The sequence below is a fragment of the Pandoraea sp. NE5 genome, assembly GCF_024363545.1.
Classification (GTDB): domain Bacteria; phylum Pseudomonadota; class Gammaproteobacteria; order Burkholderiales; family Burkholderiaceae; genus Pandoraea; species Pandoraea cepalis.
On the sequence record NZ_AP025517.1, the window covers coordinates 484,991 to 501,640 of the forward strand.

Sequence of the window (16,650 nt, forward strand, 5' to 3'; positions counted from 1 at the left end):
ATTCAATGGGACTGAGACGCCGGGTCGCCGCGACAATCGCTCCCGGAACAGGACGACGCCGCTTTGCGCACGTGCGCTCCCGGCCCGGACGACGTGCCCTGACGTCCGAAACCGATCTGCTGAAAAACGCCGCCACCCAGTTCAAAACCGGAGGCGTAGTGATAGGCGGCCACTGTGGAGCCCAGCGCCACCGATAGCAACAACAACGTTCCCGTACGCCAGCGGCGTCGGACCGTGGAAGCCATGTCTCCTCCCTGTCAGAGGTCGGCCCGCTCGAACGGCGCTTGTCACCGACTATCGGCAACGAGCGTTCCGTCATCTCGGCGGGGATCGAGTTCCCGTCACTACTGAGTCTCGTTTTTTCGCGATTCTGCACGCACTGGCCCCCATTTGTCATCCCGGCTATCCCTAAGCCCGCCAAATGTATCGCGATATGATATATTTTTTTGTTTTTGGACTATGCGGCGCTTCTCGCCCGCCCGACTCATGCCTGCGCCTGCCTCGCCCAATCCAACGGTCACCACCGATGCGCTGACCAAGAGCGATTTCGAAGCCCTATCGGAATTCCGCTATCGGCTGCGCCGTTTTCTCAATTTCAGCGAGTCCGCCGCACGCGACGAAGGCATCACGCCGCAGCAGTACCTGTTGCTGCTGCACGTCAAAGGTATCCCGGGGCGCGACTGGGCGTCCATCAGTGAATTGGCCGAGCGCCTGCAAGCCGTGCATCACAGCGTGGTGGCGCTCGTTGCGCGCTGCGAGAAAGCCGGGCTCGTCACGCGCCGCCAAAACGAAAGCGACCGGCGAGTGGTGGAAGTGCACCTCTCAGCGGCGGGCGACGCGTGCCTCATGAATCTCGCCGCCCAGCACCGCAACGAGTTGAGCACCTTTGCGGACATCTTCCACATTCGTGGCGTTCATTTGTAATCACGGCATTGTCATGGCTTCCGTTCCCCATACTCCTTCGCCTCACTCCACCATGGCCGCGCCCGCCCATGCACGGGACTTTTCGCGTGCGCCGGGCCTGCCTCGACTCATTGCGCTGGCCGCCGTCATCGGCTTTTGCGGTGTGCCTGCCGCGTGGCTGCTGCTGCACCTCATCCAGGGCTTCACCAACCTTTTCTTCTATCAAACGCTCTCGTTCGCGCCACGCTCGCCCGCCAATAACACGCTCGGCGCAGCGGTCATCGCTCTACCGGTCATCGGCGGACTGATCGTCGGCGCGATGGCCCGCTTCGGCAGCGACAAGATTCGCGGTCACGGCATTCCCGAAGCCATCGAGGCGATTCTGTTCGGCAAGAGCAAGATGTCGCCGCGCGTCGCCATCCTCAAACCGTTGTCCTCGGGCATTGTGATCGGCAGTGGCGGGCCATTCGGCGCGGAAGGCCCGATCATCATGACGGGCGGCGCCGTCGGCTCGCTCATCGCCCAATACTTTCACCTGAGCGCCGCCGAGCGCAAGACACTGCTCGTGGCCGGCGCCACCGCCGGCATGACGGCCGTATTCGGCACGCCGGTCGCCGCCGTGCTGCTCGCCGTGGAACTGCTGCTTTTCGAATGGCGTCCGCGCAGCCTGCTGCCGGTGATCGCTGCATGCGCGGTCGCCGGTTTCGCACGGCCGCTGATGCTCGACGCAGGTCCGCTCTTTCCGATGGCGGAATCCGTCGTCGCCCCCATCGCCCTGCTGTCGTGCGTGATCGCCGGCGTATGTGCGGGCGTTCTGTCCGCCGGCATGTCGCGCGCCCTCTACGCCATCGAAGACGGCTTTCACAAGCTTCCCGTGCATTGGATGTGGTGGCCGGCCATCGGCGGTGTCGCCATCGGCATTGGCGGCTATCTCCAGCCGCGTGCGCTCGGCGTGGGCTATGACGTCATCGCAGACCTGCTCGCCGGACACTTCACGCTGCATGCCGCGCTGGCGCTGCTGGTGGTCAAGGCGATCATCTGGGCGATTGCCCTGGGATCGTGCACCTCGGGCGGGGTGCTCGCACCGCTGCTCATGATCGGTGCCGGGCTCGGCACGCTCCTCGCACCGGTGCTGCCGGGTGGCGACGTCTCGCTGTGGGCACTGGTGTGCATGGCGGCAACGCTCGCGGGCGTGCTCGGCGCGCCGCTGACGGCCATCGTCTTCGCCCTTGGTCTCACACACAACGTGAACGCGTTGCTGCCGCTACTGCTCACTTGCGGCATCTCCTACGGCATCACGATCTGGATCATGCCGCGCTCGATCATGACGGAGAAGATCGCGCGACGTGGCCGTCACATCCACCGCGAATACGGCGTCGATCCGCTGGAGCGCCTGCACGTTGGCGAGTTGATGACCCGAGAGCCGGTGTCATTGGCCGCCAACATGCTCATCGACGAAGCCGCGCAGCAAGCCTTCGGCGCGGGCCAGCGCCATCGCGCCTACCCCGTGGTCGACGCCGAGCACAGCGTGCTCGGCATGGTCGACCGGCAAGCACTCACGCGCGCGCAGACACAAGGGTTGCAAACGCTGGGCCAACTGTATGGCGCGAATCCGCCGCTCGTCGCGCTGGCGTCGGAGACGGGGCGTATCGTGTCGGCACGCTTCGCCGCGCATCACCTGGAACGACTGCCGGTCGTGAGCGATGCCGCCTCACGCAAGCTCGTCGGCATCATCAGCCGCAGCGATCTGGTCAAACCGGCTGAGCACTGGCGCTCGGAAGAAGAAGTGCGCGAGCGCATGCTTCATCTCGGACGCCGACGTAGCTGATTCTCGATACGACGACGCGCCGTCAACCAGGGTTGACGGCGCGTCAGAGCGAGAAGCGACGAGACGACCGTTATTGGTCAGTGCATCGGCGCCGAGTTGCGCGCGTCGCGCGACGCGGACGTCGAATTGCCGTGGGCCCGTTCCCAGGCATTCTTCGCTAGCAACGCCAGCATGGCGATCACAGCCGGCATGGCCAGCAGCGAGAACGTCGATGCGAACCCCATGTGACGGCGCATCAGTTCCGCGCCCAGCAACGCACCCGCAATCCCGCCGAAGCGCCCCACACCGAGCATCCACGCCACGCCCGTGGCGCGGCCGTGCGTCGGATAGAACATTGCAGCCAACGACGGCATCGACGACTGCGCACCGTTCATCGCCGTGCCTGCCAGGAAAATCAGCACGACCAGCGCGCCGATGTTGCCCATCGCCTGCCCCACCGCATACACCAGCACGGCCGTGAGCGCGTAGCCTACGGCGACCACTTTCTGCGCGTTGAACTTGTCCATGCACCAGCCCGACAGAATCGTGCCGATGCCGCCGCCCAGCGGGAACAGGGCCGTGATCAGCGCAGCCCGTTCGATGGTGAACCCGGCATCCTTGAACAGCAGCGGCATCCAGCTCGTGAGCAGATAGAAGATGACGAGTCCCATGAAGTAGGTCACCCACAGCATCAGCGAACCGAAGCCATATTGCTTCGAGAGCACGACACCGATGGCGGAACCGGCCCGCTTCGGGGCCGCTTCATTGACCGTAAAGGTGCCGACGTCATCGAGCGACTCGCCCGAAATCCGCGACAGGATGCGGCGCACCCGCTCGATCGGCTTTTGACGCACCACGAGAAACTTGACCGACTCCGGCAGGCAAAGCATCAGCAGCACCGACAGCACCAGCGGCAGCACGCCGCCGAGCACCAGCACGCTATGCCAGCCAAAGTGCGGAATCACCCACGAGGCAACGAATCCCCCCACCGACGCACCCAGCGGGAATCCGCAGAACATGGTGTTGACGATCACCGCGCGACGCGCTTCCGGCGCGTACTCGGAAATCAGCGTCACGGCATTTGGCATGGCCGCGCCGAGCCCCAGCCCTGTCAGAAAGCGCAGCGCCGTGAGCGTTTCGAGATCCTGAGCGAAAGCCGTCGCGAGACTTGCGATGCCGAAGAATACGACCGAGAGCACCAACAGCGTCTTGCGCCCGAGCTTGTCGGCGAGCGGCCCGGCGAAGATCGCCCCGCCCGCCAGACCGAAGAGCGCCGCAGAGAGCACCGGACCCAGCGAACCTCTGTCGATGTGCCACTGCTGCACCAGCGAAGGCGCAATGTAACCGATGGCCGCGGTATCGAAGCCGTCGATGGCGACGACGAAGAAGCACAGGATCAACGCCACCCACTGATAGCCGGAAAACCGGTGTGCGTTGATATAGGTGGGCACATCCACCGTTCTCGTCTGATGCATGAAACTGTCTCCTCGGGGCGTGGCCGCCCCGGTTGTCGTCCCGTCATTATTTTGGATTTCGCCGCCACCGATGCGCGTCCGGTGCCATGGCGTGGCGCGCTTGTCGGTCGGCTTGATTCGACGGATTTGCGGCGTCGATTTTGTGCCGCTACTGTAAGGCCTTCCAGTGGTCGTCAAAATGATCTTTCGTCAGATCATCCATAACGGCCGGTTATACGCGCGAGCAGGCGAGCACTGGCGCCCGCGCGCCGATGCCCCGCCCTGTGCCTCAGGCAAGCGGCAGCCCGACATAATTCTCCGCGAGCATGAGCGATGCCGCGCGCGAACTGACAACGTACTCCAGTTCCGAGCGCTGCATCTGTTGCTCGAACGGCGTGGCGTCGTCGAGGCGGTGCATCATGCGCGTCATCCAGTACGAGAAGTGCTCCGCGCGCCAGATCCGCTTGAGCGCCGCCTCCGAATATCCGTGCAAACCGGCTTCATTATCGCGATGGAAGAAATCGTCGAGCGCGCGCGCCAGACGCCACACGTCGGCCACGGCCAGATTCATGCCCTTGGCGCCAGTCGGCGGCACGATATGCGCCGAGTCGCCCGCCAGGAACAAGCGACCGTACTGCATCGGCGTGGCGACGAAGCTTCGCATCGCGATCACGCTCTTCTGGAAGATCGGCCCCTCCTTGAGGCGCCAGCCATCGTCGCTTTCCGTGCGCATGTGCAGCTCTTGCCAGATACGCTCGTCGCTCCACGTCTCGGCGCGCTCGCTCGGATCGCATTGGAAGTACATGCGCTGCACCGTCGGGGAGCGCGTGCTGATCAACGCGAAGCCGCGCTCGTGTGCCGCGTAGATCAGTTCGTCGGACGACGGCGGCGCCTTCACCAGCACACCGAACCAGCCGAACGGATACACGCGCTGATATTCCTTGCGCACCGAGGCGGGCATGGCCGGGCGGCACACCCCGTGGAAGCCGTCGCAGCCCGCGATAAAGTCGCACGTCAGCCGTCGCACCTGGCCGTCCACTGTGAATTGCACGCTCGGTTTCGTGCTATCGATGTCATGCACCGAGACGTCCGACACGTCGAACAGAATGTCGCCCTGCACCGCTTCGCGCGCTGCGATCAGATCCTTGATGACTTCGTGCTGCGCATAGACCGTAATGGCGCGGCCGGTCAGTTCGGTCAGCGCAATGCGATGACGCTGGCCGCCGAATGCCAGCTCGATACCGTGATGCAGCGCACCTTCGCGACGCATGCGCTCGCCCACGCCCGTCTCGTTGAGAATATCCATCGTGCCCTGCTCCAGCACACCGGCGCGAATGGTCGATTCCACGGCAGCGCGCGTGCGCGATTCGAGCACGATCGATTCGATGCCTTGCAGATGCAGCAGATGGGAAAGCAGCAGTCCGGCCGGACCGGCACCGACGATGACGACGGGGTAATGGGTTCGCATGCGTTGTCTCCTGTAGTGGCATTGCCCGTGCCTGGCACACCCGTGCCGGGGCATCTCGCGACGGGTCGACGGCCTGCATGCGGCTTGCATTTCTCTGCTGCCTTGCGCTTGCTGCACCGAATTGGGACTACGCGTAAACGAGCATCCCTGAACCGATGGACACGCCTTGTCACGAGGGGCGAATGCGTCATATCTTATGGACCGCACGCGTCGAGTTGAATGGATGAATCGACGCCTTTCTTGTACTTTTTCGACAACTTCGACCAAGGGAAAACCAGTATGTCAGGCGCGTCACCCCGGCTGCGCGCGGCGCGCGAGGCGATTCCGGAATTCTCGCTGTATGGTGAATTGACGGGCACCGACAGCGCCGATTTCGTCCATATCGAGTGGATTGAGACGCGCAGCCGCCTCTACGACTGGCATATCGACACGCACCGGCATCTGGGACTGTTCCAGGTGCTGGCGATCTTCGAAGGCGCGGTGGAGGCGAACGTCGACGACGCCACGTGGGAGGTGCAAGGCCCGGCCGTCATCACGGTGCATCCGTCGGCCGTCCATAACTTCCGCTTCTCGCGCGGCGCGCACGGCTTCGTGTTGACGATGGCGCAGAGCGTGCCGTTCGATGCCGCGCTCGGCGCCGATGCCGACATGGCGTCGCTGCTGCGCAAGCCGTGGCTATTCCCGCTGGGCGACGCACCGCAAACGCGCGACCGTCTCCATACGTTGCTCGGTCTCATCATGGACGAGTTTTCACGCCCGCAACTCGGGCATGAGGAAATGGTGGGATGGCTCACGCGCAGCGTGCTGCTGCTGCTCGCGCGCCTGCATGCGCATCACGATTCGGCGACACGGGCCGGACGCACGGAGCTGGATTTGTTCGCGCGCTTTCGCGCCCTTGTCGAGACGCATTACACCGAGGCATGGGCTGTACCGGCCTACGCCGAACGACTGCACGTCACCGAGAGCAAGCTCAATCGGTTGTGCCGTCGCATCGCGGGAAAATCGGCCTTCGATCTGGTGCAGGACCGATTGATGCTCGAAGCGCGCCGCAAGCTGATCTATATTCCCGCGCCGGTCTCGCACGTGGCTTACGAACTCGGATTCCAGGACCCGGCGTATTTCTGTCGCGTCTTCAAACGGCATGTCGGCGTCACACCGTCGGCGTTCCGCCGCAACGCGCAACATGCCCACTTGGGCGACGCCTCATAACCTGATGCCCCGGGGGGCGGGCCTTCCCTGTTGAAGGCCCGCCCCCCGGCGACGCACCGATTCGCAGATTCCCCGATGCGTCGGCGCTCAGTGCTTACGCATTGGCCGGCGTCGGCACGCGCAGGAAGCTCAAGAGCGCCTCAGTCACGGCCGGGGCACACTCGATATTGGAGAGATGCGCGCCCGGCACGACGATCTGCTGCGCGCCAGGAATCCGTTCGAGCATCGCGCTCGACATCGCGGGCGGCGTTGCGAGGTCCCCCGCGCCGGTCACGATCAATGTCGGCGCGGTGATCGACGCGATCTCGTCGAGCTGATTCATATCGCGCACGGCAGCGCAGGCGGCCGCGTAGCCCTGCGGCGACAGCGAGCGGAACATCGCCTTCATGCGCTCGATCAACGCCGGCTCCTGCTCCGCGAATGCGGGCGTAAACCAGCGCGACACCACGGCGTCGGCGACGGCAGCCATACCATCGGCCAGCACCGTGCGAATGCGCGCATTCCAGCCGTCTTCGCCGCCGATGTGCGCCGAAGAGCAAACGATAGCGAGACGCTCGATACGCTGTGGTGCGTGAATTCCCAGCCACATGCCCGTCATGCCGCCCATCGACACCCCCGCCACGCTCGCACGCTCGATATGCAGCGCGTCGAGCAGCCCGATCACGTCACGTCCCAATTGGTCGATGACGTAAGGGCCCGGCGTGACGGACGAGCCGCCATGTCCGCGCGCGTCGTAACGGACCACCCGGAATTCACGGGCGAGCGCCGGCACCTGCGGCGCCCACATCTCGAGCGTCGTGCCCAGCGAATTGGACAGCACCAACGCCGGTGCGCGGTCGTCGCCGTCGATCGCCACGCGCAGCGTAGCGTCGCCCACCTCGATAAGACGTTCCGTCGTCATTCGTTTCGGCTCCTCAGCGTTGTGCGGCGTCGCGCGCACGGGTCGTCGAACCGGGCTCGGCGGCTTCCATCTCCGCGAAGATCGTCTCGGCGTCGTGGATCGCCTGATTGGCGGCAGGCAGGCCGCAATACAGGGCAGCGTGCATGAACAGCTCCTTCATTTCCTCGCGCGTCACGCCGTTGTTGAACGCGGCGCGCACGTGCATGCGAAACTCGTCGCCGCGATTCAAGGCGATGAGCAGCGAGAGCGTCACCATGCTGCGCATATGGCGCGTGAGACCCGGACGCGTCCAGACATCGCCCCAGGCGAAGCGTGTGATGAAGTTCTGGAAGTCGTCGTTGAATTCGTTGCGGCGTGTGAGGGTGCGATCCACGTGCGCGTCACCGAGGACGGCGCGGCGCACCTGCATGCCGTTGTCGTAGCGTTCCTGATCGTTCATGTTGATTTCCTGCCGGGTTGTGAGGGTGTCACGACGGCGTCGGCAAGCGCGAGAACTCGGCCCACAAACGTCTCGGCAGCACCCAGATAATGTTGCGGGTCCGTCAGTCGCTCGAGCGTTGCAATGCCGAGGCTGCGGGTAATGTCATCGTCTTCGCGCAGGATGTCGAGCAAAGGACGGTGCTGCGCGAGCGCACTGCGGCAATGTGCTTCGACACGCCGATGGGCTTCGAGACGCCCCATCGTTTCGCCCAACGCCATCGTCACGGCCTCGGCCATGATGAGGCCGTGCGTGATGTCGAGGTTTGCCCGCATGCGCGCCGTGTCGACCGTCCAGTCTTGCACGAGCGTGCGCGCGGTGGCCAGCGCACCACCGCACAGCATGAGCAGTTCGGGCAGCGTTTCCCACTCGGCGTGCCACGTGCCCAAACCGCGTTCGTGATCCTGCTGCATCGCAACGAACAACGTGGCGGCCAGTTGCGGCGTGCGGGTGGCCGCCGCGAGCATTGCCGCACAGCCAACCGGATTGCGCTTGTGCGGCATGGTCGACGAACCACCACGCCCGGGACCGGAGGCTTCGGCAATTTCGCCGACTTCGGTTTGCGTCAGCATCGCCGTGTCGCGCGCGAACTTGCCCAGCGAGCCCGTCAGCGACGCCGCCCAACTTCCCACGCGCACGATGCGATCGCGCTGGCCGTGCCACGGCGTGATCGCCTCCGACAGCCCCAGGTGACGCGCCAGCGCTGCGGCGACCACCGGGCCCAGCGTGCCGAGCGACGCCAACGTGCCGGCAGCCCCGCCGAACTGCGCGCACAGCACCTGCCCACGCACGTTCGCGAGATCGGCGCGCGCGCGCAACAAAGCGTCGAGCGTACCCGCAAGCTTGAGGCCGAACGTAATCGGCAAAGCGTGTTGCAGCCACGTGCGGCCGACCATGACGGTCGCACGATGCTGCCGAACTTGCACCGCGAGTTCGGCGATGAGGCCGTCGAGGTCGGCGCCAAGGTCGTCGAGCGCGCCACGCACCTGCAGGATGAGTCCGGTGTCGATGGCATCCTGACTGGTCGCGCCCCAATGCACGAAGCGCGCGGCATCGGCATCGAGCGCTTTTACACGCGCTGTCAGTTGCTTGACCAAGGGAATCGCGAGGTTGCCCGCGCCAGCCGCGGCGTCTCGCAGGGCGGGCCAGTCGAGATCGCCGGCCCGCGCGGCGGCGGCGATCGGGGCGACAGCGGCGGCCGGGATCAGGCCGGCCTCGGCCTCGGCGGCAGCCAGCGCCGCTTCGAAGTCCAGCATGCCCTGCAGCGTGGCGTCGCGCGAGAAACGCGCTGTCACGGCAGCGCCGCGCAGCAAAGAGTCAAGCAGTTCCGTCATCGGAGCGTCGAGAGTGATTAGGGTTGGGTCAGGCCGGGTCGCCCTGTTCCGTTGCAAAAAGGCGGAGACGGCCGCGGGCTGTCAGCACTTTCATGCCGACAGCCCGAAGCCGCGCCAGTGTCAGCCTTGCATGACCAGCATCAAAGGTCGAGGAAAACCGTCTCCTCGTCGCCCTGCATGCGGATGTCGAACCGGTACGACACACGCCCGCCGCTCACCTCGCGGCGTGCGATCAGCGTGTGGCGACGCTCGGCCGGCACTTGTTGCAGCACGGGGTCGAGCGCATTGGCCGCGGCCTCGTCGTCGAAATAGATACGCGTAAACAGATGATTGAGCAAGCCCCGCATCGTCAGAATCACATCGATGCGCGGTGCCTCGCCGGGCGCGGCCGCGCCCGGCTTGATCGTGTCGAAGACAAAACAGTGCTCGGCGTGGGAGCCGGTGCCGCAGCGGCCCGTGCCGGCAAAGCCGGTGCGCTCGATGTCCTCGGCGCTCTGCACGTAGCGCCCAGCGGCATCGGCCTGCACGACCTCGATCAACGCGTCGTTGATCGGTTGACCGGCGCCGTCGAGCACCTGTCCGATCACGCGGATGGCCTCACCTTCGGCACGATCGAGCGCCACCACGGGGGTGAAAGCGCTCTTGAAGTCGTAACGGTACTGCTCCGGCGACAGGCCATAAGCGAAGTACGGGCCGACGGTCTGCGACGGCGTTTGCTGATAATCGGACATGACTCAGGACTCCATCGGCGTTTGGTCGGCACCGCGCAGGACGATGTCGAATTCGTAACCCAGTGCGTACTCAGGCTCGGTGATATCCATCGAGAAGCGCGCAATCAGACGGTCGCGGGCATGCGCCGGCGTGGCCTGAAAAATCGGATCGTAGCCGAGCAGCGGATCGCCCGGGAAGTACATCTGCGTGACCAGCCGGGTCGCGAAATACTCACCGAACACCGAGAAGTGCAGATGCTGCGGACGCCACGCGTTGTGGTGGTTCTTCCACGGGTAAGCGCCTGGCTTGATGGTCAGGAATTTGTAACGGCCCTGCGCGTCGGTCAGCGCGCGGCCGGCACCGAGAAAGTTCGGGTCCAGCGGGGCGTCGTGCTGGTCGACTTTGTGCACGTAGCGGCCGCATGCATTGGCCTGCCACAGCTCGACAAGCGTGTTCGGCACCGGACGACCGCCTTCGTCAAGCACGCGGCCCGTGACGATCATGCGCTCGCCAAGCGGCTCGCCGTTGCGCACTGCATTGCGCGTCAGGTCGCTATCGAGCGCCCCGACGATTCCGTGACCGTAGACCGGCGAACGCAGGTTCGCGAGGTTCTGCTTGACGGGCACGAGCAGTTGCTTGGGGCCGCGCAGCGCCGTGGACTTATACCCGCTGTCGATCAGCTTGGGATGCGAATCCCAGTCGCGGGGGCGCAGGACGGTCGTCGAATTCGACATGGTCTCACTCCATTTTGTGTTGACGAATCTGGCTTGCCGCCAGCTGGTTTTCGACACTATATCCATAATCAATGGATATATTTATTGACATTTTCTTAGGTTTTTCATAACTTTTCGGCATGGAAAGACATCGACTCGACGGACGCATCAAGCTGCGCCATCTGCAATGCCTGCTGGCGGTTGCCCAACACGGCAGCCTGCAGCGTGCCGCGGAAGCCCTGTCCATTACGCAACCGGCCGTCAGCAAGACGATTGCCGAACTCGAAGGCCTGCTGGGCGTGCGTCTGTTCGAGCGCGGGCGCAATGGCGCGCGCCCCACCGCACAGGCCGAACTGTTTCTGCGGCATGCGGGCGCAAGCGTGAGTGCACTGCGTCAGGGCATCGACGTGCTCTCTCGCGCCAACGGCCAGACGGGCGGCGTGATCGAGATCGCCGTATTGCCCACCCTGGCGGCCGCCATGATGCCCAGCGTGCTCGAAACGTTCCGGCGCGAATGGCCGGGCATCGTCGTGCAAGTCCACACCGGCGCCAATCAACAGTTGCTCACGCAGTTGAAGTCCGGACAGGTCACGCTGGCGCTCGGCCGGATGTCGGACCCCGAGGGCATGGCGGGCCTCACCTTCGAGCACCTGTGCGCAACCCCGTTGAGCGTGGTGGTGCGTGCGTCGCATCCGCTCGTTCAGCAGCGTAGCGTGTCGATGGCCGACATTGCGCGCTATCACGTGGTGCTGCCGCCGAACGGCACAATCCTGCGGCATACCGCCGACGGCTTCTTGCGCGCGCATGGCGTGGGCATGCTCGACGACTATTCCGAGCTGCTCTCGATGTCGCTCGCGCGCGCGATGACCTTGCGCGACGATGTCATCTGGATCGCCTCCGAAATCACCGTGCAGGACGACCTTGCCGATGGCGTGCTGTGTGCTTTGCCGTTCGCGACGAAGGGCACCGAGGAGTCCATCGGCATTCTGTGGCGCAACGACACCGTCCCGACGCCGCCGGAACAAACGCTCATCAGCGCCATGCGCGAAGCGGCACGCGTGCGCTACGGCACACCGGGCGTACGCTGACCACAGCACGGCGCGACCGTTCACGCCCGCCGCCCGCCGCCCGTCACGCCGCCGACGCGATGTTCTGCTGCGTGTCCGCAAGCCCGAGCATGCGCACTGCGTTGTCCTTGAGCACAAGCGGTTTGACCTCGTCGCGAAACCCCGCCGTCTCGAAGTCGCGCAACCACCGGTCCGGCGCGATGAGCGGAAAATCCGAGCCGAACAGCATCTTCTCGCGCAGCAGCGAATTCGCGTATTGCATCAGCTCCGGCGAAAAATACTTGGGCGACCACCCCGACAGATCGATGTAGACGTTCGGCTTGTGCAGCGCGATGGACAGGGCTTGCGATTGCCACGGCCACGACGGGTGTGCGATCACGATGTTCATGTCCGGGAAGTCGGTCGCCACGTCGTCGAGATGGATCGGCTCCGAGAACTTGAGCCGCAACCCGCCGCCGCCGGGCATGCCTGAGCCGATACCGGAATGACCGCTATGAAAGACCGCAGTGAGCTGGTATTCGGCAATCAGCTCGTACATCGGGTAGGCCATGCGGTCGTTGGCGAAGAATCCCTGCATGGTGGGATGGAACTTGAAGCCGCGCACGCCGAATTCCTCGACGAGCCGCCTCGCCTCGCGCACGCCCATGCGTCCCTTGTGCGGATCGATGCTCGCAAATGCGATCATGATGTCCGCGTTCTCCTGCGCGAAGCCCGCGATCTCCTCGTTCGGAATACGGCGACGCCCGATGTTCGCCTCGCAATCGACGGTAAACATCACGAAGCCGATATTGCGCGCGCGGTAATGCTCGATGGTCTCGGGAATCGTGGGGCGGCGATTCTGCTTGAGCACCGTGCCGAAATATTTATCGGCCGCGTCGTCGAACGCCTTGCCGAACAGGTCCGGTGGCTCACAGCACGACACTTCCGCATGCACGTGCGTATCGATGGCGATGAGCTTGTCGAGATTCATTCGGCGGTCTCCGGGTCACGGATTTGCGCAGCGACGATCGCCATCGCACGACGCGTCTCCGGCAGGCTGAACTTCAACCAATAGCGCGCCGCGCGGCGTTTCCCATCGGCGACGGGCCCTTGGACGCGGTGCGCCGCCAGCGCCGCCTGCGCCCAGAGGCCTGCCATCGACAAGCCGTGCACCACGCGCATCACCTCGCCCGCGACACACAATGCCGCGCGGGGCGATGTTCGCGCCAACGCGATGACCGACGGCATCAGCAACGTCCACTCGTCGAGCACCGTCAGCGCGGCGTCGAAGCCATCGCGCGTGTCGACGACGATGCGCGCCTCGCTCACCTGCGCACGCGCCCACGTCAGCCATTGCGACAACGTGGCGCCGTCGTCCTTGACGACCTTGCGCAGCATCAGGTCGATGGCCTGAATTTCATTGGTCCCTTCATAGATCATCGGGATACGCGCGTCGCGCAGAAACTGCGAGATGCCGGTCTCTTCGACATAACCGTAGCCCCCGAAAACCTGTAACGCATCGCTGGCGCCCAGGAACGCCTGCTCGGTGAGCATCGCCTTGACCACCGGGGTGAGCAGCGCCGCCAGCGCATCGGCCTGCACGCGCGCCTGCGGCGTGTCGGCATGGTGAGCCTCATCGATGGCGAGCGCCGCGCGATACAACAACAGTCGCGCGCCCTCGACCGCCACGCGCTGCCCCTCGAGCAAGCGCCACACCGCCGGATGCCCGGCGATGGGCACGCCGGCATCGGCCCCCGGCACGCGCGATTGCACACGCTCAAGGGCATGTCGAACCGACATATCGTAGGCGCTCTGCGCCAGCCCAACGCCGGACGCCCCCACATGCAGCCGCGCCGAGTTCATCATCGCGAACATCGCCTCGAGTCCGCGATGCGGTGCACCGATGAGGTAACCGGTCGCGCCCTCGAACGCCATCGAGCACGTCGCGCTCCCGCGAATCCCCATCTTGTGCTCAATGCCCGTACAACGCACGGCATTGCGCTCGCCATGCGCAAGCACCTTGGGGACAAGAAAGAGTGACAACCCGCCGCTGCCCGGCGGGGCATCCGGCGTGCGCGCAAGCACGAGATGAACGATGTTCGGGGTGAGATCCTGCTCGCCGCCCGAGATGAAAATCTTCTCGCCGGTCACTCGCACCGTCTCGCGCGCCCCGTCGATCCATTCGGCGCGCGTGCGAATCTGCCCGAGGTCGCTGCCGGCGCCCGGTTCCGTCAACGCCATCGTGGCGAGCCATTCACCGCTGACCAGCGGCCCCAGCCACGCATCGCGCAGTGCGGCGCTGCCGAATCGGTGCACGCATTCATACGCGCCATGCAGAATGCCTGGGTACATCGTCCAGGCGAGATTCGCGCCGGCCGTGAGTTCCTGCACGGCCACCTGCACCACGACAGGCAACCCCTGTCCGCCCAATGACGGATCGCACGGCAGCGACGGCCAACCGGCGTTGCAATACTGGCGATAGGCATCGGCGAAGCCGCTGGGCGTGCGCACCTCGCCGTCGCGCCAGGTGCAACCTTCGCGGTCCCCCACAGCGTTGAGCGGCGCAAGCACTTCACGGGCGAAACGGGCGGCTTCGTCGACGACTTGCACGAGTGTGGCCGTGTCGAATTCACGAAACGGGGCGAGGCGTGTCAACGCGTCGCCCACGCCGAGCGTGTTCAGCACGAACGCGATGTCTTCGGCCGCGCCAAGCGATTGCGGGTACATCATGTCAGCGCCTTGCGGGTGCGAGGATGACGCGCGGGTCGCCCGCCTGCGCGGCATGCAACGCATCGACGGTCGCGGCACGCTGGTCCTGCACCGCACGCTGGTTGATCGATCCCTTGTCGGTGACTTCGCCCCGGTCGAGCGAGGGCGGAGTGTCGAGCAGCATGAGTCGCGCAACATACGTGGCGCTTCCCCCGGCGCTCGCATTCAGTCGTGCGAGCAGTGCCGAAAACGCTTCACGCACGGGACCGCTCGCCAGCACGTCGCTCAGCGGCGCGTGTGACGGCAAACCGCTCAAGCGCCGGCAATCCTCGACGCGCGGGAAGACCATCAATCCGATATCGTCGCGATTGATACCGGTGACAACCGCGTCCTGCACATAGGGCGCCCCTTCCGAAATCACGCGAGCCCGCAATGGCCCCACGCTCACGAATGTGCCTGAACTGAGCTTGAAATCTTCGGTGATGCGTCCGTCGAATTGCAGACCGACCTCCGGGTGCTGCGCGTCGACAAATGTGGCGGCATCCCCCGTGCAGTAGTAGCCCTCGTCGTCGAACACGGGATCGCCCGACGGGTGACGCCAATAGCCGGCCATGACGTTCGGTCCGCGAAAGCGCACTTCGAGCTTGCCGCCGACCGGGGCGAGCTTCACTTCGCAGCCGGGCGCGGGCAAGCCGATGTAGCCCGCACGCATGATCGGCCCGGTGGTGAACATGCAACTCGGCGACGTCTCGGTCATCCCCAACCCCGACATGATCCGGATACGCTCGCCGCAATGCGCCTCGGTCACGCGTTCGAGCCGGTCCCAGGCCGCCTGGGACAGCCCGGCACCGCCGAAGAAGTAAAGATTCACACGGGCGAAGAAGCGCTCGCGCAGGGCCGCGTCGTTTTCGAGGGCGATGGCGAGATCCTCCCATCCCTTCGGCACATTGAAATACACGGTCGGCGAGATCTCGCGCAGATTGCGCAACGTTTCCTCGAACTTGCCTGCGACCGGCTTGCCGTCGTCGATGTAGAGCGTGCCGCCGTTGTAGAGCGCGATGCCGACGTTGTGACTGCCGCCATACGTATGATTCCAAGGCAACCAGTCGACCAGCACGGGCGGCGCCTCGCCGAAGGTCGGGAACGTTTGCAGCAGCATCTGTTGATTGCTGCACAGCATGCGCTGGGTGGTCGGCACGGCCTTCGGCAGACGGGTTGAGCCGGACGTGAAGAGGATCTTGGCGATGGTGTCGCCGTTGACTTGCGCGTGAATGGCGTCGATGTCGCGCGGCACGGTATCGCGCAGCGCATCGAAGGCCAGCGTGCCCCCGTCGCCGCGCGCGGTGACGCGGACCACATTGTCGTCAAGCACGGCGTCCATGGCGCGACCGTAGGCGCCCGCATCCGTCGCGTACACCAGCCCCGGCTGCAGCAATTCCAGCGTATGACGCAGCTTCCCGAAGTCCGTCGACACGATCGAATACGCCGGCGAGATCGGCGCGAACGGCACCCCGGCGTACATCGCGCCGAGCGCGAGTTCAAAGTGTTCCAGATCGTTGCCGGAGAGGATCGCGATGGGACGTTGCGGCGACATTCCGCGATCACGCAATGCCTGGCCGATCGCACGCGCACGCTGCAGCATCTGCGCATACGTGATGCCGATCCATTGACCGTCGGGGCCGCGACGCGCTACGAGCCACCGTTCCGGGTGCCGTGCCGCGCCGGAGATGAGCCGGTCCGTGAGACGCGCCGGAAAATCGCCGAGCGGCTCACGCGAGCGCAGATACCAGCATTCGCCATCGAGAATCACGTCGACCCCCGGGTTGCCGATGGCGACCTGGCGATAGCGATGAGCCGCCACGTCGTGCGTGGCGGCGGTGTTGTTGCCTTGATTCAAAACACTGTCTCCTGCTTCGA

15 protein-coding genes are annotated in these 16,650 nt (G+C 65.0%); 4 read left to right on the forward strand and 11 right to left on the reverse strand.

What is annotated here, in order from left to right; translation table 11 throughout:
- Positions 1-2: 2 nt before the first annotated feature.
- Positions 3-245, reverse strand: a complete 243-nt coding sequence (locus PanNE5_RS02235; protein WP_150563235.1) for a hypothetical protein — start codon at positions 243-245, stop codon at positions 3-5.
- A 241-nt stretch (positions 246-486) separates the two neighbouring features.
- On the opposite strand from PanNE5_RS02235, the gene PanNE5_RS02240 reads away from it, so the two are divergent.
- On the forward strand, positions 487-924 hold the full coding sequence (locus PanNE5_RS02240) for a MarR family winged helix-turn-helix transcriptional regulator (RefSeq protein ID WP_051060326.1): 438 nt from the start codon (positions 487-489) through the stop codon (positions 922-924).
- 52 nt (positions 925-976) lie between these two features.
- Positions 977-2,731, forward strand: coding sequence for a chloride channel protein (locus tag PanNE5_RS02245; protein ID WP_017235259.1), 1,755 nt, complete (start codon positions 977-979; stop codon positions 2,729-2,731).
- 77 nt (positions 2,732-2,808) lie between these two features.
- Here PanNE5_RS02245 and PanNE5_RS02250 read toward each other — a convergent pair whose 3' ends face one another.
- Positions 2,809-4,185 (reverse strand): MFS transporter, encoded by a 1,377-nt coding sequence (locus PanNE5_RS02250; protein ID WP_017235258.1) that lies wholly within the window; start codon positions 4,183-4,185, stop codon positions 2,809-2,811.
- A gap of 268 nt (positions 4,186-4,453) precedes the next feature.
- Positions 4,454-5,632 (reverse strand): 4-hydroxybenzoate 3-monooxygenase, encoded by a 1,179-nt coding sequence (gene pobA, locus PanNE5_RS02255; RefSeq protein ID WP_261939147.1) that lies wholly within the window; start codon positions 5,630-5,632, stop codon positions 4,454-4,456.
- Positions 5,633-5,911: 279 nt separating this feature from the next.
- Here pobA and PanNE5_RS02260 point away from each other — a divergent pair, with 279 nt between their 5' ends.
- Positions 5,912-6,841, forward strand: coding sequence for a helix-turn-helix domain-containing protein (locus PanNE5_RS02260; RefSeq protein ID WP_261939148.1), 930 nt, complete (start codon positions 5,912-5,914; stop codon positions 6,839-6,841).
- A gap of 94 nt (positions 6,842-6,935) precedes the next feature.
- Here PanNE5_RS02260 and pcaD read toward each other — a convergent pair whose 3' ends face one another.
- From pcaD to pcaH, 5 genes are all read right to left on the reverse strand, one after another.
- Positions 6,936-7,742 carry a 3-oxoadipate enol-lactonase gene (gene pcaD, locus PanNE5_RS02265; RefSeq protein WP_017235255.1) on the reverse strand — a complete coding sequence of 269 codons (807 nt, stop codon included), beginning with the start codon at positions 7,740-7,742 and terminating at the stop codon, positions 6,936-6,938.
- A gap of 13 nt (positions 7,743-7,755) precedes the next feature.
- Positions 7,756-8,181, reverse strand: coding sequence for a 4-carboxymuconolactone decarboxylase (gene pcaC, locus PanNE5_RS02270; protein WP_017235254.1), 426 nt, complete (start codon positions 8,179-8,181; stop codon positions 7,756-7,758).
- Positions 8,178-9,554, reverse strand: coding sequence for a 3-carboxy-cis,cis-muconate cycloisomerase (locus PanNE5_RS02275; protein WP_261939149.1), 1,377 nt, complete (start codon positions 9,552-9,554; stop codon positions 8,178-8,180). Before PanNE5_RS02275 ends, pcaC begins: the two co-directional genes overlap by 4 nt.
- 140 nt (positions 9,555-9,694) lie before the next feature.
- Complete coding sequence (pcaG, locus tag PanNE5_RS02280) at positions 9,695-10,285, reverse strand: protocatechuate 3,4-dioxygenase subunit alpha (protein ID WP_261939150.1); 591 nt, start codon at positions 10,283-10,285, stop codon at positions 9,695-9,697.
- 3 nt (positions 10,286-10,288) lie between these two features.
- A complete protein-coding gene (pcaH, locus tag PanNE5_RS02285; protein ID WP_017233227.1) occupies positions 10,289-10,999 on the reverse strand; it encodes a protocatechuate 3,4-dioxygenase subunit beta in 711 nt (236 codons plus the stop codon).
- A 119-nt stretch (positions 11,000-11,118) separates the two neighbouring features.
- On the opposite strand from pcaH, the gene pcaQ reads away from it, so the two are divergent.
- Positions 11,119-12,066 (forward strand): pca operon transcription factor PcaQ, encoded by a 948-nt coding sequence (gene pcaQ / locus PanNE5_RS02290; RefSeq protein ID WP_261939151.1) that lies wholly within the window; start codon positions 11,119-11,121, stop codon positions 12,064-12,066.
- 43 nt (positions 12,067-12,109) lie between these two features.
- Here the strand turns inward: pcaQ and PanNE5_RS02295 are convergent, their stop codons facing one another.
- From PanNE5_RS02295 to PanNE5_RS02305, 3 genes are read right to left on the reverse strand one after another with little or no spacing between them, the layout of a single operon-like run.
- Positions 12,110-13,015: an amidohydrolase family protein gene (locus tag PanNE5_RS02295; protein WP_261939152.1), complete on the reverse strand. Its 906-nt coding sequence runs from the start codon at positions 13,013-13,015 to the stop codon at positions 12,110-12,112.
- On the reverse strand, positions 13,012-14,754 hold the full coding sequence (locus tag PanNE5_RS02300) for an acyl-CoA dehydrogenase family protein (protein ID WP_261939153.1): 1,743 nt from the start codon (positions 14,752-14,754) through the stop codon (positions 13,012-13,014). The genes PanNE5_RS02295 and PanNE5_RS02300 overlap by 4 nt, the downstream gene beginning before the upstream one ends.
- Before the next feature lies 1 nt (position 14,755).
- A complete protein-coding gene (locus PanNE5_RS02305; protein ID WP_261939154.1) occupies positions 14,756-16,630 on the reverse strand; it encodes a feruloyl-CoA synthase in 1,875 nt (624 codons plus the stop codon).
- Between the last annotated feature and the right edge of the window lie 20 nt (positions 16,631-16,650).